The sequence below is a fragment of the Bacillus sp. FJAT-27916 genome (assembly GCF_001183965.1).
In the GTDB taxonomy this organism is placed as follows: domain Bacteria; phylum Bacillota; class Bacilli; order Bacillales; family Pradoshiaceae; genus Pradoshia.
This window is the reverse complement of record NZ_LFZV01000001.1, coordinates 1,075,773-1,094,319: the sequence shown is the minus strand read 5'-3', so window position 1 is coordinate 1,094,319 and position 18,547 is coordinate 1,075,773. Positions and strand designations below refer to the sequence as shown.

The following is an 18,547-nucleotide window of genomic DNA, read 5'->3' as shown; positions in this document are numbered from 1 at the left end:
CTTTAGAACGTATTCTTGTTATTTTTTCGAATTGGAGTCATCCATTTTCAGGACAGCCATGAAAGCCTCCTGCGGCACTTCAACAGAGCCGACCTGCTTCATCCGCTTCTTCCCTTCCTTTTGCTTCTCAAGAAGCTTTCGCTTACGGGAAATGTCACCGCCGTAGCATTTAGCAAGGACGTTCTTTCTCATCGCTTTAATGGATGAGCGGGCAACAATCTTATTGCCGATTGCGGCCTGAACAGGCACTTCAAATTGCTGGCGTGGAATAAGCTCTTTTAATTTTTCTACGATAACCTTGCCGCGCTCATAAGCAAAGTCTTTGTGAACGATGAAGCTCAAGGCATCGACTGTTTCACCGTTTAGAAGGATGTCCATCTTCACAAGCTTCGATTCCTTATAGCCAATTAGTTCATAATCGAAGGATGCATATCCCTTCGTGCTTGACTTCAATTGATCGAAGAAATCGTAAACAATTTCAGAGAGCGGGATTTCGTAGATGATGCTGACACGATTCTCATCAATATACTGCATATCGATGAAATTACCGCGCTTTGTTTGGCACAATTCCATGATAGCTCCAACAAAGTCATTCGGTGCCATCAATGTCGCCTTCACATAAGGCTCCTCAATCTGGTCAATCTTCTGCGGGTCAGGCATATTAGACGGGTTATCAATATCGATTTCCGTTCCGTCTGTCATCTTCACTTTGTAAATAACACTCGGTGCGGTTGTAATCAAATCAATATTGAATTCACGTTCAATCCGCTCCTGGATGATTTCCATATGGAGCAGTCCAAGGAATCCGCAGCGGAAGCCAAATCCTAGGGCTTGAGATGTTTCCGGCTCGTATTGCAAGGCAGAGTCATTTAATTGGAGTTTCTCTAATGCCTCGCGCAAATCATTGAATTTCGCTGTGTCGATTGGATATAGACCGCAATACACCATCGGGTTTAGGCGGCGGTAGCCTGGAAGCGGCTCAGTTGCGCCGTTCTTCGCATTCGTAATTGTATCACCGACCTGGGTATCACCAACATTCTTGATTGCTGCTGTCAGGAACCCTACATCACCGACTGTTAATTCATCACAAACCGTTGCTTTTGGTGTATGCACACCAACCTCGATAACCTCAAATTCCTTGCCTGTTGCCATCATCTTGATCTTATCGCCAGGCTTCACTGTTCCTTCTACGACACGGATGTAAGCAATAACACCTCGGTAGGCATCATATAAAGAGTCAAAGATTAACGCTTTGAGCGGTGCTTCAGGGTCACCGCTTGGTGCCGGAACCTTCTCGGCAATCTGCTCAAGGATTTCCTCAATGCCGATACCGGCCTTAGCGGAAGCAAGAACCGCCTCAGAGGCATCCAGTCCAATCACATCCTCGATTTCCTGGCGCACACGCTCTGGGTCCGCGCTTGGCAGGTCAATTTTGTTGATGATTGGCAGGATTTCCAAGTCATTATCAAGTGCAAGATAAACATTCGCAAGCGTTTGAGCTTCAATACCTTGTGCAGCGTCAACGACGAGGACAGCCCCCTCACAAGCTGCAAGGGACCGGGATACTTCATACGTGAAGTCAACATGTCCGGGGGTATCGATTAAATGGTAGATGTATTCTTCTCCATCTTTAGCTTTATATTTCAATTGAACGGCATTTAATTTAATCGTAATGCCGCGCTCTCTTTCCAAATCCATGGAATCAAGAAGCTGATCCTTCATTTCTCTGGATGTGAGGGCATTGGTCTTCTCTAATATTCTATCCGCTAACGTCGATTTCCCATGGTCAATATGGGCGATAATCGAGAAGTTACGGATTTTCTTCTGTCTTTCTAGCCGTTCTTGATTATTCATTGTCGTTTTCACTCCTGTTACTTTCAAAACACAGATACTGTAGATTATAGCAGAAAGAAATTCAAACCGTAAACGGTTTATGCCCAAGCACAAAAATTAATTTCTCACACTCTCTCCCAATATCAAGAACAGACACGTCCCAAGAGGACTGAGCGCATATCCTGCTCAGATAAAATCCCGAAAAACAGACGTCCTTCGGGAATGTCATCATTCTTATTCATCTGAGATAAGCTTCGCCAAGCCTTGAAAGATATCTGTGCATGCACTCGAAATTCCTTTACCCGCACTTGACAGCGCATTATAGGCTTTCCATTCTTCCATCTCTTCCTTCTTCTTCTCTATATCACCAGTCGAGACTTCCTTTCCGAGCACAGTCGCATTGATCTCGCCCTCGCCCTCTTTCTTAACCGTAAAAGCTTCATACATCCTCGGGTCCTCATAGCCTTGCATCTTCTTCATATTTTGGTTGGCAAATTGCATACCCAAAATCACTCCGAAGAAAAGAAGCAGAACAAGCAAACTTGTTTTCCATATGAATTTACCCATTTAGCATTCTCCTTTATCGTCATTCATTCGGATGTCAGCTGCCATCACCCATGACTGCCTCTGCATCAAGTATATGCTCTGATAGCGCTCCTGCCAGCACTTCCATGGAACGATCCAATTCCTCCATCGTATTATCCACACCGCCCGCTTCCACTAGCATCGCATTCTCTGACAAGTCCTGATTAAATTTCCCGTTCGTGGACGCCCCCCTTTTCTCGAAGACACCACGGCTTAAGCCTGGGTATTTATCCGAGATACGTTTATGAATCTCCTTTGCCAGCTTCAAATTCTTTTCATAATTCGGGTTCTCTCCCCCAATAATGAAACAGATTTTTGCATAATCCTTCCCGTCTATCTTAATCGTCGTCACTTTTTTCCTTTGGGAATCCCGATGGACATCAACATAGTATTGGGCATCTTTCTTCTGGGCTATCGCTTCCTCGACTATCTTCCTTGATTCCGTGTATGAACTTGCATAATTCAAGTTCTTTTTTTGAAGAAGGGCATAGACATCTGTTTTATCCACCTCTGCCCCGACCCCTTTTTCTTCTAATGCCTCTTTTAGCTTATCGCCGACAAGGGTGACATTCACCTTCGAATGGGACGCAGCGTTAGGGTCTGTCACCCCTTTTAATAGAGGAAGATAGGACTCCCGGGTATGCGAGAAATAAATGAACACTCTTTTCTCCTTTGGTGCCGTTTGCTTCTTATCCTCCACATCATCTTTCTCCTCAATCTTCTCTGTATCGGAATCCTTCTCGAGGGACTCTGGCAGCGGAGCAGATTCAATCGGCATATTTGTATAGTTCGTCCCTTCCCCTGCAATCAGGATATCCCCATCAAAGAGGGAATAGCCGGGGAGCTCTCTCCCAAGCAGGCTTCTAGGGTCATCCATCGTTATATTAGTTACATATTGAAACAGCTGCTCACCGATTGTTGGCACATCCCCATCAGGAAGTGATTGCTGAAGATACATATTCCCTTTCATGAGATGCTTGTATAGTGTCTTGCCAGCCATTTGTTTCGTTGCTTCATTTAATGAATTAGATGAAACCCGGTATTCAGGCTTCAAAGCAGTCAACAGCCCAATGAATAAAAACAGGACGATCATGGCACCGGCAAAATAGAAAAGAAACCGAATAATGGTGGCTGCTTGCAATGCAATTATCAGATTAGACTTTGTCCGTTTCATGGTTCCACCCTTTCAGGAGCATTCTAGTAAATTGTATGCTCTGATAGAGTTGCTAGAACCACTGTTTCTATTTAGTGTGTGTAATATCCAGCGTTATCCTGATCAACCGCTTGATGCAGGGCCGCATTCAGACCATTCGCTACTAGATTGGCCATATCCTCAATAAAGACATCCACTTCCTTCGGCGTTACCATCAAATTATGGCCAAGCGGGGAAAGCACTTCATGAATGAGTCTTCTCTTCTCCTCCTCCGGCAACGTTCCGATGATGCCGAGGAAGGTTTTGCGATGCTCCTCTTCTGGAAGATCATCTTCATTGAGTTTTTTCTTCTCGCCAAAGGTCATACCCGCCGGAGCGAGTGCTCTTGACGGCCTGTCCCCTTCCTTCAATTCACGGCCAAAATGCTTCAATATATAATCAATCGTATCAGCTGTGATCGTTACCGCATCCACCACGGTAGGAATACCGACTGAAATGACAGGTATGCCAAGTGTTTCTTTGCTTAATTCCTTCCGCTTATTGCCAACACCAGATCCTGGGTGGATGCCTGTATCCGTTATTTGGATGGTTGTATTGACCCGGTCGATGGAGCGGGCCGCAAGTGCGTCAATCGCAATAATGAAAGCCGGATTCGTTTTTTCGACTATTCCCTTGATAATATCGCTCGTCTCAATTCCTGTCAGTCCCATTACCCCAGGAGAGATGGCACTTACAGGCCTGAAACCTTTCGAAACGGCAGTCGGCTGATATTCAAATAAATGACGGGTAACGATAAGGTTCTCAATAACTGACGGTCCAAGTGCATCCGGCGTAACATGCCAATTCCCAAGCCCAACAACAAGACAGGAATCATCAGCTGAAAGTCCGATCCTCTTCAGGATATATCCCAGCTGCTTCGCAAAAACTGCCTCTACCCGCCTTTGCAGCTTGGAATCCTGCTCCCGAATCCCTTGCATTTCCATTGTGATATAAAAGCCCGGCTTCTTCCCGACCTCTTTCTCCCCTTCCTCCGTGATCTCCACATAAGAAAGCTCGATTCCGTCAATTTCTTTTTCCTTTAGAATGACGCCGGCAATCTTTGAGGTATCCTCCACCTCTTCAACCAGCAATTCTCTTGCCTCAACAGCCAGATCCGTTCGGACAGCGTACTGGGATAAGTCCAGTTCCTTATTCAAACAAATTACCCCCTTCGACATTCTTTTCCTAATAGGATTGCCTGATTAAGAGGGTCTCATTCTTTCGCCAAGTCAGAATTGCATTTTCACCCCAAAAAAGATACCCAGCTTGCAAACATCAGCCAACCCGCATAAACTCAATGTAAAGATGGGAAACTTAACAGTAAAATCCGCTATTCCGTAAGCAATTTTTATTTTGCTCCATCTTGAGTATTGCATTAAGAAATACATTTTGATAGAATATCATATGTTGCGAATGTTAATTGATAAGAATATCGAGTTGACATAATTCGGATTCTGGAGGTGAAACAAATGGCAAATATTAAATCCGCTATCAAACGTGTTAAAACTAGCGAAGCTGCTAGAGCTCATAATATCGCTCAAAAATCAGCTGTACGTACAAACGTTAAGAAAGTAGAAGCTGCTATCGCTTTGAACGATGCAACTGCTGCTAACGAATCAATCGTAGCTGCTGTTAAAGGACTAGATAAGGCTGCAACTAAAGGCTTAATCAGCAAAAACGCTGCTGCCCGCAAAAAATCTCGTCTTATGAAAAAAGTGAACAAACTTAACGCTTAATGAAACGCACCCTTTTTAGGGTCGTTTTTTTTATCGCAGGCCATGGTTTATCGGATGTTTGCCCAACCTCCCTTAAACCATGGCTTTTTCTTTCTCCCTCATCCTCCATATGCATACTTTCTATTCTGAACCTCTCCTTTAAATCATACATTGATGAAAAAGGATTGTGCAGGAAAGGAAGAGACGCTATGCAAATCCATGTAGTCAGACAAGGAGAAAGCATTTATTCCATAGCTCAGGCCTATAATATAAGCGCCAATCAAATCATTTCCTCAAATGTTCTGCAAGCACCAAATGAGCTCGTCATCGGTCAGGCACTCGTTATCCCCATCACCGGCAGGTATCATTGGGTGCAGCCCGGGGAAACTCTCTCAAGCATCGGAAGGATGTTTGGTGTAGCTCCTCAGGAAATCGCAGATGCGAATAATCTCTCAATAGATGAACCCCTTAAAGAGGGATTACGGCTATATATCCCCCCAAGTCCAAAACGATATGCTCAATTCAATGCCTATGTTGAACCTAGGGGGACAACAGTCTCTGAGAATCTCGAGCAGGAATCCCGGATAGCCGCTCCCTACTTAACCTACTTATCTCCATTTAGCTACAGGGTATTGCGAGACGGCAACCTGAAAGCCCCCTTGCTGGATGATTTTCCGGCAATCGCGAGTAATTCAGGCGCCGTCCTTGTCATGGTCGTAACCAATCTTGAGAACGACGGCTTCAGCGGCGACCTAGCTAGTCAGATTCTTAATAACGAGGATCTTCAGAATGTGTTATTCGACCAAATTACCGAAACAGCGAGAAAAATTGGTTTTCGAGATATTCACTTTGACTTCGAAAACCTAAAGGCAAGTGACCGAAATGCCTATACTTCCTTTCTTAGAAGGGCAAAAGCCCGATTTTCCAAGGAAGGCTGGCAAGTATCCATTGCTCTTGCCCCGAAGACAAGTGCCGGGCAGAAGGGTTCCTGGTATGAGGGCCATGACTACAAAGCACAGGGGGCGGCGGTCGATTGGGTACTGATTATGACATATGAATGGGGCTACAGCGGAGGGCCGGCACAGGCAGTCTCCCCGATTGGGCCTGTTCGTCGCGTTCTCACCTATGCTATATCAGAGATCCCCTCAAGAAAAGTGATGATGGGGCAGAATTTATATGGCTATGATTGGACTCTTCCCTTTGTAAAAGGATCTGTCGCCAAAGCCGTCTCCCCGCAGCAGGCGATTGCGATTGCCAGGCAGTACAAGGTGGATATTAAGTATGATTACACAGCCCAGGCACCGTTTTTCAGGTACACTGATGAGGATGGTCAGCAGCATGAGGTCTGGTTTGAGGACGCCCGTTCTATCCAGGCAAAGTTTAATCTCGTCAAGGAGCTTGATTTACGCGGGGTCAGTTATTGGAAGCTAGGGCTCTCCTTTCCGCAAAACTGGCTCCTTCTGCAGGATAATTTCAATGTTACCAAGCTTTAAAAAAGAAGGAATCCCTCCAGCAAAATGCAGAGGGATTCCTTCTTTTTCATGATTGTAATATGAATAATTCCAGTTGTATTTCTTTATCTCCTAATCCAGTCTTCATCCGGTAATCAAGCTCTGCCAGCTGACCAAGTGCCCGGAGAAGGCTCTTTTCCGAGAAATCATTGATTCGTTTCATCGCCAGCTTTACCGGATACGGGCTCATCTTCAATTTCGACGCAATTTGCATTTGTCCATATCCTTGCGAACTGAGCTTCTTGACCTGTAAAATGATACGATACTGCCGGGCAATCGCAGCAAGTATACGAATTGGCTCTTCCTTTAGGATCAACAGCTCCTTATAAAGCTCAACCGCCTTTTGCTTTTGGCCATTCAAAATGTAATCAACGAGATCGAATACATTCTGATCGAAGTTCTTCGGCACAAGCTTATCGACCATCGCCCCATCAATTACTTGCTCATTAGCCGCATAAAGCGCAAGCTTCTCAAGCTCTGTCACAGCCATCATTAAATGATTGCCGGTAAGAGCGAGAAGTGTCTCAATGCCATCCTGGGTAATCGTGACCCCTAGCGCTTTCGAGTGATTGGCAATCCACTTGGCCAAATCTCTCTCATATAACGGTTTTGATTCTAGCACTGCCGCATTCCGTTTCAATTCTTTCGTAATCTTCTTACGCTCGTCCAATTTAGGATAGGGCGCAACAAAGACCGCAACCGTCGTTGGTGAAGGATTCGACAAATAGGCTTCAAGCCGTTTCAAGTCATGCTCCACCTTGTCCTTTTTGCGCTCAGCTGTCAAGAAGGATGGGCTATTTAAAATTACAACACGACGCTCACCCATGAATGGCAAGGTTTCCATCTCCTCAATCGCTACTTCCACCGGTGTTTCCTCTAGATCAATGGAAGCAAGATTGAATTCCGCATCCTCATCTGCCAATGCATGCTCACATATGAGCCTCTTCGTCTCTTTAATGAAGTATTCTTCCTCTCCATATAACAAATAAACCGGGCTGAATCGTCCGCTTTTAATTGAATTCCACAAATCAGTGACCAAAATTATCGCCTCTAACTATAATATGCTTCTTTCATCCTAATCGATAGCGACCATATTTGACAAGTGGTTGCAGGAGAACCGGAACACTCCGGCCTCCTGAAATATATATTAACGCCTTCTTGCCGGACCCGGGATACCTAACAAGAAAGCGAAAAAGCGCTTAGTTTGCAGAGATTCTACCGCCTCATTCCGAAATTCTGTAAAAATTTGATAAAAATATGGTGATTGTGGATTTTTTTGACTATTTGTTCTATACTTGTATAGAGGTCAGGGGGGTGGATTGATGAACGAGTTTGAAAAGAATGTCCAATCAAAAACGAATGATGTCTCAGATTCCATCGTGGGGTTCGTCGTTTCATTTGGATTTTTCGCAACCATGTTTATTATCGCCGTAGTCATCCAGCTAATCGGCGGCTAACAATTTTTCATATGCAGTTATCACGGCGGCCCATTAGGCCGTTTTTTTATTTAGCGGGTCATTCGCATGCTTCATACTATGGAGGATAGGTCAAAAGCGTGCCAGTTTCTTTCCCAAAAAATCGATAGCTGATGCTCCCTTGCCGATCGGTTCGGTACACTTTGATTCCTTCAGCTTGAAGAGTATCGATCACTTCCTGATGCGGATGCCCAAATCGATTATTCCTTCCAGCTGATAGGATGGCCGATACCGGACTTACCGCTCGAATGAATTCTTCAGAACTCGAATTCTTGCTCCCGTGATGCCCAACTTTTAAAATATCCGCCTTAAGGAATAGTCTATGATTCATCAACGTATTCTCTCCGCTGTGCCCCAAATCCCCGACGAATAGCCAGTCAAGCCCGCCAATAAAGGCTTTAATAACAATAGAGGATTCATTTTTCTCCTCTTCCTTACCCGAAGGATGCAGGATGTTGAATTCAGCATCATCCCTTCTCCAGCCCATCCCTCTGTGTACCTCTATAATAGGTATCTGCTGCCTAACGGCCAGCATGGTGGCACGCAATCCTTTGAAATTCTCCCTTTGCTCAAAGGGAATGACCATCTCCTGTACATGAAACGACTGGAGGATAGCAGCCCCTCCGCCAATATGATCCTGATCCGCATGAGTGACGATGAATTTATCGATATGCTTGATTCCCTTGCTCTTTAAAAAGGGAACAAGAATAGCCTCTCCCGGGTCATATTCCTCCTCACGCTGTGCCCACTTCTCTTTTTGAAAAGTCATGGTACCGCCAGCATCAATTAAATAGACTCCTCTGCCATACGGCAATTGAATCAAGGTGGCATCCCCTTGCCCGATATCAACAAATGTCACCTCCCCTTCATCTGAAAAGAATGCATAATGATACTGATAGAAAAGAACAGCAGCAAGGCACAGACCGCTCATCCAGACTCGACGTAATCTGCGTTCCCAATGGGAAAGGAAGATTAAAATGGCCAGGACAGCTGCGGCCATAATCATCACTGACGGCTTTCCAAATAAAAGTACAGCAAAAGGAAGATCCGCCATTATAGACGCAGTCTTCTCAAGCAATTGATACAATCCATTGAGGAATCCCATAGCCGGTTCCTTAAGAAATCCCAGCAAAACAACCCCATATACAATCATCGTTGTAGGAAATAACAAAAAAGAAAACAAAGGAACAAAGAGAAGATTGGAAAGAAAACCAATGAGGGACACCTCATAGAAATGAAAAACAACTATAGGCAAAGAAGCTGCCTGACAAATTGCTGTCATTAGAAACAAAAGGGAAAGAGAGCCTTTATTTCGGTAGAGGTTTGAGGAGAGAACAAGGGCATAGGTCAGCACGAACGACAATTGAAATCCAGCTTGAAAGAGCTGATACGGATCGATAATCAAATAAAGAATAAAACAAATCGTCAATGCCTTTTCAGCCGAAAGGCGAACACCAATGGCTTGTCCGGAAAAGAAGAGAACGGCCATAGCGGCTGCCCTAATAATAGAAGGAGAGAGCCCGGTCATAACGGCATAAAGGGGGAGAACGGCTGCCACAAGCAATGCAGCTCTGGAACGGGAGAAGCCAAGGCGAATGCACATATAAAAGAAAAATGCCGCAACAAGACCAACCTGCGCGCCCGATAACGCTAGAATATGGACGATGCCAAGCTGTTGAAACTGATCATACAGATCCTTCGGCAGCTGCTCCTGTTCACCGAATAGTAAGGCTTCGGTGAAACTGCCAGCAGGTTCCGGATAAACCGCCCGGATTCGCTTGATTTCCCTCTCTCTCAGCTGTGAAAGCTTAGTCACAAACCCCTCCCTTCCCGTATCCAACACATCCATCTTATTTATCTCCAGAATAAAAAAGGCTTGCTTATAACGTAGATAGGTGCTGAAATCAAACCCGTTCTCAATCGTCGGGGCAGATGGCAAGGTTAATTCCCCTGATGCCTTAAAGCTTCTTCCCGAAAGAATACTCTCATCAAGGAAACGTGCCTCCTCAAAGCTTTTGATCGTATAGGTGACCCATAATCTTTCTCCCGATTCCAACCGGGCAAAACCGTTGAGACGGTCCCCATCCCGCTTAGGCATCCCGAGAAATTGCAGACTGAAGGTTGTTTCCTTCCCGCTTAATTCACTGACATTCAATCGGTCCACACAATAAACATACCCCGTTGATAAGGTGAAAAAGAAAATAAGAATCATCAAATAGATAAAGGGAAAACGAATGGATAGGAATAGAAAATACAAGAGGATAAAAGAGAATAAATAACGATGAGGATAAAGAGGGGCTGTAACGCCAAGTGCAGCCGTTACAGCCATATGATAGATGAACCGGCTGTTCATATGTGTTAATCCAGTGCCGGGAACAAATCATTTGCCTTTTGCCAATACTCCGCAATCTCCTGCTCAGAGGCACCTGAAATACGGAGCTTATCAATCAATTCTGTCACAAGCTCTGCTTTCTTCGTGTCATGAAAATCTACCCATTTCGGGTCGACATTTACTTGAATGACCTTCACTCCTGCCTGCTCAAACAATTCCTCCGCATAGGGGTGGTTCTTATAAGCCTCTGCATAGTAAATCGTCTTAATACCTGCTTGAATTAATGCCTTACAGCACTGAAGGCAAGGAAAATGCGTCACATAGATTTCTGCTCCATCAACGGGTACGCCGAATTTAGCGCATTGCAGCAAGGCATTCATTTCTGCATGGATGGTGCGTACGCAATGATTGTCTATCACATAGCATCCCTCATCCACACAATGGACACCTCCGGCGATTGAGCCATTATATCCCCCGGCAATGATTCGGTTATCACGTACGATGGTCGCTCCAACCATCAGACGCGTGCAAGTACTACGTAAAGCAAGCAAATGGCTTTGAGCCATAAAATATTGATCCCAGGAAATACGCTCCATGTATGTCCCTCACTTTCTTCTGTCTTGCTTACAATTTAACAAGAAAACTTTGCTTGAGACAACCCTTTTTGCTGGTTTAGCTCGCAATTAAATCTTTTAACTTTTCGAACGTTTTATCCCCAATGCCTGTAACAAGCTTCAAATCGTCAATCGATCCAAAGGATCCTAATTCCTCTCTTTTCGCTATGATGGCGGCCGCCTTGCTCGGCCCAATTCCCGGCAGCTCCTGTAATTCTTCAAGGGAGGCCTTATTAATATTTATGAGGCTGCCGGCCGCTCCCGCTCCCCCTGTCCCGCCGGAGGAGATTTGACTTGCTTGGACATCCTCACCAGCTTTAGGGATATAAACGACCATTTCATCTTCCACAAGCTGTGCCATGTTAACCTGTGTGCTGTCAGCAGCTTTTGTCAGACCTCCCGCCATCCCAATGACATCAGTTACCCGGTCACCTTGAGCAAACTCATACACACCTGGCTTTTTGACCGCCCCTTTAATATCCACTTTAAGTACTAGCGGCTCTTCCTTTTCCAGCTTCTTTTCCGCCGCATCCAGTTGAATGGTCTCCACATTCTCTGACCATTCAACCTTATCATTCTTAACCGCTGCCTCCTCATCCGTCCGAATAAAGAAGATGAATGTGAAGCCAAGCAATACAGCCGCCATGACAAGCGGCTTTTTCTGCCTTTGCCAAAATTCATTGATTTGTCTATTCATAACTTTCACCTGCCGATTCATATAATGTCTGTATTTGCATATATTTTGATAAGAAATAATGGATATGGCCTATTCATTTAGGAGGAGATGAAACATGATTACCGGCATCATTGGGACAGGGAATATGGGAACCATACTGGTCGAAAGCCTAATTACTTCAGGCTTCTTGAATCAGGAGCAAGTAATGATCAACAACCGGACTCCCTTTAAAGCAGCCGTTTTAAAGGAAAAGTATCCTGGCATTTCAATTGCCAGCTCAAGTGTCGAAACAGCCAAAAGCGCAGATTTAATCTTCCTTTGCGTCAAACCTCATGAAATGCATCCATTACTGGAAATCATGGAACCGCATTTAACCCGAGAGCAATGCCTGGTCACAATCACAAGCCCTCTCTCACCAAGACAGCTAGAGAAAACCGTACGCTGCTCTTGTGCACGACTCATTCCGTCTATTACAAATCGAGCGCTGTCAGGTGCCTCTATTCTAACCTTTGGGGAATCATGCACAGAGAAATGGCAGCAGCTATTGCACGATTTAGCCTCAAGTTTCTCAAGGCCGCTTCAAATCGAGACCCGGTATACAAGAGTAACATCTGATATCGTCAGCTGCGGACCCGCTTTCTTCAGCTATCTTGCCAGAAGCTTCATTGATGCAGCCGTTCTACATACGGGAATCAATAAGGAGCAGGCCACAGAGCTGACTCAATCCATGTTAATTGGTCTTGGCGAACTATTGAATCAGCAGCATTTTACGCTGCCCGCACTTCAGGAGAAGGTATGTGTTAAAGGAGGAATCACTGGAGAGGGCATCAAGGTACTCGATGAGGAATTAGAGGGTGTGTTTAAGCGATTGTTTGAAGCAACAGAGAAGAAATTCGAGGAGGATGTCGGGGAAGTTGAGGAGCAGTTTGGGGTGCCTTACTATTAATGTAATTCCATGAAAAAAAGAGATATCCTTCTTCTGTTTTAAAATTTTTTCTGAGCGGCTCTTTTAGCCGTTTTTTATGTTCGACACTTCATAATAAACGGCCTCCATGAGGATTCCTTTTGAGAAAATAATTAAAATAGCCTGGGACATGACTAAATTAGCTGTATCCAAAACCGAATGATGCATTGAATTTTTATTAAACTAAGCAAGAAGTCAACCGCCTGCAACGAAAATCACCGGTATTCTAATAACAATATTCATCTTCAACAGAACTAAACTAAATAGAAAAAGCCGAACTATTTTAAAGTGCAGTTTAAAATAGTGACATTTATTTCTAACTCTAGACAGGAGGATAGGACACCAATTGAAAAAGGCTGTCCTTTATATCTTGAATTACCTGACATAAAGGACAGCCGCTTGTATTTATTTTATTATTTCATTCGGCACACAAAGAATATTCTTTCTGCTTCATCAACTGATGCCTGATGGAAATCACCGGCAATCTCCAAGCATTCAAAGCCGCTCTCATCCAGCCATTTCACATAGTCTTCCACTGGGTATGTACGCTGATCATGATCCTCATCAAATCGGACATATGCATCCATTTGTTCGTCATACATGAAGAAGGTCAGCTCATGATGAACACTGTGGGGTTCATCCCCTTTCCAAGCATTCCAGATAAAGCTGACATCATCGCCATTATCCGCATATACCTGATCATTGAAAAGGGTGGCCATCTTGTGAATAGAATGGACATCAAATAAGAATAGTCCGTCCTCCTTTAGATGGGTACCAACCCTGGCGAATGTCTTCTTGATATCTTCCTCTCCATCAAGATAATTTAGAGAATCACAGAAGATTAAGACCAAATCATACTGGCCAAGACCGGAAAGCTCCCTCATATCTTGATGGAAATAATGAATGGAAACGCCCTCATCAAAAGCCTTCGCCATAGCGACTTCAAGCATTTCCTCTGATAGGTCGACTCCTGTCAGTTCAAAGCCCTCTTTACTAAGGCGGGTCGCTAATTCACCGGTTCCGCAGCCTACATCAAGAATGTTCCGCCCGCTTAAAGGATACTTTTCTGCAATTTCTTTGACAAAGTCCACCCAGTCATCGTATGGGGCCTCCTTCATCAAATTATCGTAGAAATAGGCGAAATTCTGATAGCTCATAGATTCAATTCCTGTGCGGATACAGATGGAGCATCTCCCCATAGGCGCTCCAGCTTGTAGTAAGAACGATCATCTTTATGGAAGATATGTGCCACGACATCCCCCATATCCACCAATACCCAGCGAGCTTCATCGAAGCCTTCCATCTTGCGTACCTCAAAGCCTGCTTCTTCCACTTTTTCTTTCATTTCACGGGCAATGGCCTGAACTTGCTTGTCAGAATTACCGTGACAAATAATAAAATAATCAGATACGAGAGAGATACCCTTCATGTCTAGCACGATCATATCCTCTGCTCGTTTATCATCAGCAGCTTTTGCTGCAATATGCAATAACTCTTTTTCACTCACTTGTTGTTTCCTCCCTTGTGCATAGCAAAATCATTATAGGCATGGAAGGTATCCGGATAGATCATCTGCTGCTTTGAAATCAGAAAGGCAATCGTATTGCCTATCGCCTTCATCACGGCATCATCCAAACTCTGTTCGGCAATAGCCCTCACTTCATCTACACCCGGGAAACTCCTCCCTGGCTCTATATAATCTGCTAAATAAATTATTTTCTCCAATTCCGTCATTCCCGTGCGTCCTGAAGTGTGGTAGCGGATCGCTGATAGAATTTCTTCATCCTCTACTCCCGCTTCCTCGTGGACAAGCACTGCTCCAACAGGGGCATGCCATAGCTCGGTGTTGGCTGTAAGCAGTTCTGCCGGCAGATGATAATCCTTAATGATTTGTTCCATTTCATCCAGCGGACGATACTTAGCATAATCATGATAAATAGCGGCCAGCTCTGCTTTATCAGCATCCACTCCATAGCGCTGTGCAAGCTCTTTAGCGCTTTTAACAACTCCTAAAGTATGGATATAGCGTTTCTCAGGCAATTGCTGTCTGACTAATTCAAGTGCTTTTGTTTTATCCATTTTATCCATATAAACGATTCTCCTCAATATATAGCTTGACCTCTTCAGGGACTAAATATTTGATGGATTTCCCCTCTTTAATTCTCGAACGAATAAGAGAGGAGGAAATAGAGATCTCTGGTATATCTGCCATCGTGACAGGATAATCCGTTTTTTCTTGGTAGCCTGGTCTCTTAACGCCCGTAAAGTGAACTAACTGTGCCAGCTCATCGACCTGCTTCCATTTCGGCAAGTATTCAATCATATCTGCCCCAATAATGAAATACCATTCTGAATCCGGCTCCCTCACCTTCAACAGCTTAATGGTATCAATCGTATAGGAGGGACCCTCCCGTTCCCATTCAATCGTATCAATACGAAAGAACGGATTCCCCTTGGTGGACAACTGGAGCATATCCAGCCTTTCTTGATTCGTCGTCGATGTCTTCGTCTTATGGGGAGGGATGTGATTGGGCAAAAAGCGTATTTCATCTAGTTCAAGCGCCTCTCGAATCCCTTCTGCCACAATTAAATGACCGATGTGAGGCGGGTCAAACGTCCCGCCTAAAATACCAACTTTCTTCATGGATATCCACCCTTCTTTACAGCGTAAATTATGAAGGAAGAATGATTTGTTTATTTTCCCTTGATTCTTTGTACAACACAATTGTGTTTCCGATGATTTGTACAAGTTCAGCTCTTGCTCCTTTTGAAAGCTCTTCCGCCACCGTATCGCGGTCTTCCTCACAGTTTTGCAGGATGCTGATTTTGATGAGCTCTCTCACTTCAAGCGCTTCTCCGATTTGTTTGATCATATTGTCATTTACCCCGCCTTTTCCTACTTGGAAAATCGGCTGGAGTGTATGCGCCTTTGAACGCAAGAATCTTTTTTGTTTACCTGTTAACATGGTTATCCTCCTAATTTCACTAACACTAATTCTTTCATCCGCTCTACATCCGGCTTGATGCCTGTCCACAGTTCAAAGGCAAGTGCTCCCTGCTGCACAAACATCTCTACCCCTGTTTGGATAATAGCGCCATTTTCTTCCGCTTCACGCAAGAATGCCGTTTTGAGCGGGTTGTATATAATATCACAGACAACTGTCTTTTCTTTTATTCCCAATAAAGAGATGGGAGATTCATGTAATGAAGAAAGCCCAACCGAAGTCGTTTGAATGATGAGGTCATAATTAGCAAGAGCCTTTTCCGCATCCACCAGGCTTAACACAGCAGAACTGATGCCGTTATGGCAATCCGCCACGATTCTTTCGGCTGAGGATAGCGTTCTGTTTGCGATATCCATTTGAGCAATGCCCGTTTTCGCCATCGCGCAGTAAATGCCCCGTGCAGCACCTCCGCCTCCTATAATGAGGACGTTTCTCCCGGCAAATTGATTGGCAAGAAGCGGGGCAATGGCTTTGACAAAGCCAGGACCATCGGTGTTGTAACCCTTGATGATGCCATCTTTAATAACGGCCGTATTGACGGCTCCCACTTCCTTAGCAAACGGATCAAGTTCATCTAAATACGGTATGACATTCTCCTTGAACGGAACCGTAATATTGAAACCGCCTGCTCCAATTGCCTTTAACCCGTTGACCGCTTCTTTAAGGGCCTCCTCTTCAACCAGAAACGGCAAATATTCTCCTTCTATGCCGTTCTGCTTAAATGCATCATTGTGAATCAATGGTGACATTGAATGTTCAATCGGATTGCCCAGCACCCCATACAGCTTCTTCATTTGAATCTTCCCCTTAGATTAATGATTTGCGAATGCTCACCTGTACTCCCTTCGGTACGTATGCTTTAACGATGGCTCCCGGCTGATTGACTGTTACCCAGCCAAGTCCTGAGAACACGATATCTGTTTTCCCCTCTTTAATGGAGAATTCCTGACCGACAAGCGGCGGGAATTCCTTTATCTCTTTAGGTCCCGGAGGCACAAGCAGCTCTCCAGCATGCTTTTCATATAAATCATCCGCTTTCTCGAGCTTTGTGCGGTGGATATCAAGCTCATTGGATAAATAACATGTAAATGAATTCCGCTCTCCACGAACGAAATCAAAACGAGCTAAGCCCCCAAAGAAAAGGGTCTGGCCGGCATTCAATTGGAATACTCTCGGCTTGATTTCCTTCTTCGGCGTAATGGTTTTTAAATCTTGCTTCCCGACAAAATGAGCCATTTGATGATGATTAATGATTCCCGGGGTATCAATTAATGCCCTCTCATCATCAAGCGGAATTTCAATGATATCCAATGTTGTCCCTGGGAAATGAGAGGTTGTGATAACATTGTCTTCTCCGCTTCCCTGCTTAATGATCCGATTAATAAAGGTGGATTTACCGACATTGGTACAGCCAACGACATATACATCACGACCCTCACGCAGTTCATCAATACGCTGCATTGCGTCCTCAATTCCATAGCCCTTGGCACCGCTCACAAGCATCACGTCAACTGGATGTAAGCCCCATTCCTTTGCCATTCCCTTCATCCAGTCAATCAGCTTTTTCTGTTTGACGGATTTAGGAAGCAGATCACTTTTGTTTCCAATCAACACGACCGGATTATTGCCGACAAAGCGCTGCAAGCCCGGCAGCCAGCTTCCATTAAAGTCGAATATATCAACTAGCTTAACGATCAAGGCATCCTTCTGCCCGATTCCATTCAAGATTTTCAGGAAATCGTCATCTGTCAAGGAGACATCCTGCACTTCATTATAATGCTTTAATCGGAAACAGCGCTGGCAGATTACTTGGTCTTTTTCCAAGGATGATGCCGGTGCATAACCGATTTTATTCTTGTCCTCCGTCTGTATGGTCACTCCACAGCCGATACAGCTGATTTCTTCTTTAGTCAATTCTAGTCCTCCCACGTTAATTGTCCATTTTTTCGGAACCACGCCAAAATTCTGCGTTCAATTCTCCGATTCAATTTCGTTGCCCATCCGTCTGTCTGTGCAACTGGCACAACCAAGATAGTATGGAACCCGCTCCGGTTGCCGCCGAACACATCAGTCAAAAGCTGGTCGCCAATAACGACTGCTTGTTCCTTTTGAATACCCATCAGCTCAACCGCATGCTTAAATGCCTTTGTCATGGGTTTTTTCGCGCGAAAGATAAATGGGATGTTGAGCGGATCAGCAAAGGCTTTCACTCGCACCTCTTTATTATTTGACACGATGGTCACTTTAATATCATTGCGCTTCATTTCCTCAAACCATGTGATTAGCTCCGGGGTCGCAAGCGGCCTGTCCCACTCCACAAGGGTATTATCTAAATCAGTTATAATCCCTTTGATCCCTTTATTCTTTAAATCCTGGGGATTGATTTCATATATGCTCTTCACATGCTGAGCAGGCAAAAATGATTTCAACACAATAAACACCTCTATCATTCATTAATCGCTGTTATTCATCATAACGGATAAAACCGCTTCTGTCATAGGCTTCTTGACTTTTCATGTCAAATATATTGTCGAAATAAGAAATGTTTCGACACCCCTCCGCGTTTTTTCAGCCTGTGGATAAGTTTATTCACATGATGCACACTTACACAAGCGCCCGCTTTTATGGGCTGGCCGGCTAAATTA

Annotated in this window: 20 protein-coding genes; 4 read left to right on the top strand and 16 right to left on the bottom strand. The window is 44.5% G+C overall.

The features are described 5' to 3' along the window. Nucleotides 1-18: 18 nt before the first annotated feature. From lepA to gpr, 4 genes are all read right to left on the bottom strand, one after another. The gene (lepA, locus tag AC622_RS05175) at nucleotides 19-1,854 is read right to left on the bottom strand and encodes a translation elongation factor 4 (protein ID WP_049670087.1); all 1,836 of its coding nucleotides are present in this window, start codon (nucleotides 1,852-1,854) and stop codon (nucleotides 19-21) included. 213 nt (nucleotides 1,855-2,067) lie between these two features. Next, the gene (locus AC622_RS05170) at nucleotides 2,068-2,400 is read right to left on the bottom strand and encodes a DUF3679 domain-containing protein (protein WP_049670086.1); all 333 of its coding nucleotides are present in this window, start codon (nucleotides 2,398-2,400) and stop codon (nucleotides 2,068-2,070) included. Between the two features lie 34 nt (nucleotides 2,401-2,434). Then, nucleotides 2,435-3,592 carry a stage II sporulation protein P gene (gene spoIIP / locus AC622_RS05165; RefSeq protein ID WP_049670085.1) on the bottom strand — a complete coding sequence of 386 codons (1,158 nt, stop codon included), beginning with the start codon at nucleotides 3,590-3,592 and terminating at the stop codon, nucleotides 2,435-2,437. A 71-nt stretch (nucleotides 3,593-3,663) separates the two neighbouring features. Continuing rightward, nucleotides 3,664-4,767, bottom strand: a complete 1,104-nt coding sequence (gene gpr / locus AC622_RS05160) for a GPR endopeptidase (RefSeq protein WP_049670084.1) — start codon at nucleotides 4,765-4,767, stop codon at nucleotides 3,664-3,666. Between the two features lie 312 nt (nucleotides 4,768-5,079). Between gpr and rpsT the strand changes: the two genes are divergently transcribed. After that, nucleotides 5,080-5,346, top strand: coding sequence for a 30S ribosomal protein S20 (rpsT, locus tag AC622_RS05155; protein WP_049670083.1), 267 nt, complete (start codon nucleotides 5,080-5,082; stop codon nucleotides 5,344-5,346). 188 nt (nucleotides 5,347-5,534) lie between these two features. After that, nucleotides 5,535-6,818 (top strand): LysM peptidoglycan-binding domain-containing protein, encoded by a 1,284-nt coding sequence (locus AC622_RS05150; RefSeq protein WP_049670082.1) that lies wholly within the window; start codon nucleotides 5,535-5,537, stop codon nucleotides 6,816-6,818. 46 nt (nucleotides 6,819-6,864) lie between these two features. Here the strand turns inward: AC622_RS05150 and holA are convergent, their stop codons facing one another. Next, complete coding sequence (gene holA / locus AC622_RS05145; protein WP_049670081.1) at nucleotides 6,865-7,875, bottom strand: DNA polymerase III subunit delta; 1,011 nt, start codon at nucleotides 7,873-7,875, stop codon at nucleotides 6,865-6,867. A 283-nt stretch (nucleotides 7,876-8,158) separates the two neighbouring features. Between holA and AC622_RS20550 the strand changes: the two genes are divergently transcribed. Further along, the gene (locus AC622_RS20550) at nucleotides 8,159-8,293 is read left to right on the top strand and encodes a YqzM family protein (protein ID WP_049670080.1); all 135 of its coding nucleotides are present in this window, start codon (nucleotides 8,159-8,161) and stop codon (nucleotides 8,291-8,293) included. A 76-nt stretch (nucleotides 8,294-8,369) separates the two neighbouring features. On the opposite strand, the gene AC622_RS05135 is transcribed toward AC622_RS20550, so the two are convergent. The 3 genes from AC622_RS05135 to AC622_RS05125 all read right to left on the bottom strand — a co-directional run bounded on the left by AC622_RS05135 (nucleotide 8,370) and on the right by AC622_RS05125 (nucleotide 11,954). Continuing rightward, entirely contained in the window at nucleotides 8,370-10,664 is a 2,295-nt protein-coding gene (locus tag AC622_RS05135) for a DNA internalization-related competence protein ComEC/Rec2 (RefSeq protein ID WP_049670079.1), read from the bottom strand. A 5-nt stretch (nucleotides 10,665-10,669) separates the two neighbouring features. Beyond that, nucleotides 10,670-11,239 carry a ComE operon protein 2 gene (locus AC622_RS05130; RefSeq protein ID WP_049670078.1) on the bottom strand — a complete coding sequence of 190 codons (570 nt, stop codon included), beginning with the start codon at nucleotides 11,237-11,239 and terminating at the stop codon, nucleotides 10,670-10,672. 76 nt (nucleotides 11,240-11,315) lie between these two features. Then, a complete protein-coding gene (locus tag AC622_RS05125; RefSeq protein WP_053103715.1) occupies nucleotides 11,316-11,954 on the bottom strand; it encodes a helix-hairpin-helix domain-containing protein in 639 nt (212 codons plus the stop codon). A gap of 94 nt (nucleotides 11,955-12,048) precedes the next feature. On the opposite strand from AC622_RS05125, the gene comER reads away from it, so the two are divergent. After that, the gene (comER, locus tag AC622_RS05120) at nucleotides 12,049-12,879 is read left to right on the top strand and encodes a late competence protein ComER (protein ID WP_049670077.1); all 831 of its coding nucleotides are present in this window, start codon (nucleotides 12,049-12,051) and stop codon (nucleotides 12,877-12,879) included. A gap of 431 nt (nucleotides 12,880-13,310) precedes the next feature. Here the strand turns inward: comER and AC622_RS05115 are convergent, their stop codons facing one another. From AC622_RS05115 to AC622_RS05080, 8 genes are read right to left on the bottom strand one after another with little or no spacing between them, the layout of a single operon-like run. After that, entirely contained in the window at nucleotides 13,311-14,054 is a 744-nt protein-coding gene (locus AC622_RS05115) for a class I SAM-dependent DNA methyltransferase (protein WP_049670076.1), read from the bottom strand. Beyond that, nucleotides 14,051-14,404: a ribosome silencing factor gene (rsfS, locus tag AC622_RS05110; protein ID WP_049670075.1), complete on the bottom strand. Its 354-nt coding sequence runs from the start codon at nucleotides 14,402-14,404 to the stop codon at nucleotides 14,051-14,053. Before rsfS ends, AC622_RS05115 begins: the two co-directional genes overlap by 4 nt. Next, a complete protein-coding gene (yqeK, locus tag AC622_RS05105) occupies nucleotides 14,401-14,976 on the bottom strand; it encodes a bis(5'-nucleosyl)-tetraphosphatase (symmetrical) YqeK (protein WP_049672796.1) in 576 nt (191 codons plus the stop codon). Before yqeK ends, rsfS begins: the two co-directional genes overlap by 4 nt. 1 nt (nucleotide 14,977) lies before the next feature. Continuing rightward, the gene (locus AC622_RS05100; RefSeq protein WP_049670074.1) at nucleotides 14,978-15,541 is read right to left on the bottom strand and encodes a nicotinate-nucleotide adenylyltransferase; all 564 of its coding nucleotides are present in this window, start codon (nucleotides 15,539-15,541) and stop codon (nucleotides 14,978-14,980) included. Between the two features lie 28 nt (nucleotides 15,542-15,569). Next, on the bottom strand, nucleotides 15,570-15,863 hold the full coding sequence (gene yhbY / locus AC622_RS05095; RefSeq protein ID WP_049670073.1) for a ribosome assembly RNA-binding protein YhbY: 294 nt from the start codon (nucleotides 15,861-15,863) through the stop codon (nucleotides 15,570-15,572). Between the two features lie 2 nt (nucleotides 15,864-15,865). Continuing rightward, nucleotides 15,866-16,696, bottom strand: coding sequence for a shikimate dehydrogenase (gene aroE / locus AC622_RS05090; RefSeq protein WP_049670072.1), 831 nt, complete (start codon nucleotides 16,694-16,696; stop codon nucleotides 15,866-15,868). A gap of 13 nt (nucleotides 16,697-16,709) precedes the next feature. After that, nucleotides 16,710-17,816: a ribosome biogenesis GTPase YqeH gene (gene yqeH / locus AC622_RS05085; protein ID WP_049670071.1), complete on the bottom strand. Its 1,107-nt coding sequence runs from the start codon at nucleotides 17,814-17,816 to the stop codon at nucleotides 16,710-16,712. Nucleotides 17,817-17,818: 2 nt separating this feature from the next. After that, nucleotides 17,819-18,334 (bottom strand): YqeG family HAD IIIA-type phosphatase, encoded by a 516-nt coding sequence (locus AC622_RS05080; protein ID WP_049670070.1) that lies wholly within the window; start codon nucleotides 18,332-18,334, stop codon nucleotides 17,819-17,821. Nucleotides 18,335-18,547: the final 213 nt, after the last annotated feature.

What these genes read in the sequence shown, in the direction of transcription:
- AC622_RS05170 (WP_049670086.1), bottom strand. Translation starts at nt 2,400, where the DNA reads ATGGGTAAATTCATATGGAAAACAAGTTTGCTTGTTCTGCTTCTTTTC.
- AC622_RS05150 (WP_049670082.1), top strand. Translation starts at nt 5,535, where the DNA reads ATGCAAATCCATGTAGTCAGACAAGGAGAAAGCATTTATTCCATAGCT.
- yqeK (WP_049672796.1), bottom strand. Translation starts at nt 14,976, where the DNA reads ATGGATAAAACAAAAGCACTTGAATTAGTCAGACAGCAATTGCCTGAG.
- AC622_RS05135 (WP_049670079.1), bottom strand. Translation starts at nt 10,664, where the DNA reads ATGAACAGCCGGTTCATCTATCATATGGCTGTAACGGCTGCACTTGGC.
- lepA (WP_049670087.1), bottom strand. Translation starts at nt 1,854, where the DNA reads ATGAATAATCAAGAACGGCTAGAAAGACAGAAGAAAATCCGTAACTTC.
- AC622_RS05100 (WP_049670074.1), bottom strand. Translation starts at nt 15,541, where the DNA reads ATGAAGAAAGTTGGTATTTTAGGCGGGACGTTTGACCCGCCTCACATC.
- AC622_RS05130 (WP_049670078.1), bottom strand. Translation starts at nt 11,239, where the DNA reads ATGGAGCGTATTTCCTGGGATCAATATTTTATGGCTCAAAGCCATTTG.
- yhbY (WP_049670073.1), bottom strand. Translation starts at nt 15,863, where the DNA reads ATGTTAACAGGTAAACAAAAAAGATTCTTGCGTTCAAAGGCGCATACA.
- AC622_RS05125 (WP_053103715.1), bottom strand. Translation starts at nt 11,954, where the DNA reads ATGAATAGACAAATCAATGAATTTTGGCAAAGGCAGAAAAAGCCGCTT.
- AC622_RS05115 (WP_049670076.1), bottom strand. Translation starts at nt 14,054, where the DNA reads ATGAGCTATCAGAATTTCGCCTATTTCTACGATAATTTGATGAAGGAG.
- spoIIP (WP_049670085.1), bottom strand. Translation starts at nt 3,592, where the DNA reads ATGAAACGGACAAAGTCTAATCTGATAATTGCATTGCAAGCAGCCACC.
- comER (WP_049670077.1), top strand. Translation starts at nt 12,049, where the DNA reads ATGATTACCGGCATCATTGGGACAGGGAATATGGGAACCATACTGGTC.
- rpsT (WP_049670083.1), top strand. Translation starts at nt 5,080, where the DNA reads ATGGCAAATATTAAATCCGCTATCAAACGTGTTAAAACTAGCGAAGCT.
- AC622_RS20550 (WP_049670080.1), top strand. Translation starts at nt 8,159, where the DNA reads ATGAACGAGTTTGAAAAGAATGTCCAATCAAAAACGAATGATGTCTCA.
- aroE (WP_049670072.1), bottom strand. Translation starts at nt 16,696, where the DNA reads ATGAAGAAGCTGTATGGGGTGCTGGGCAATCCGATTGAACATTCAATG.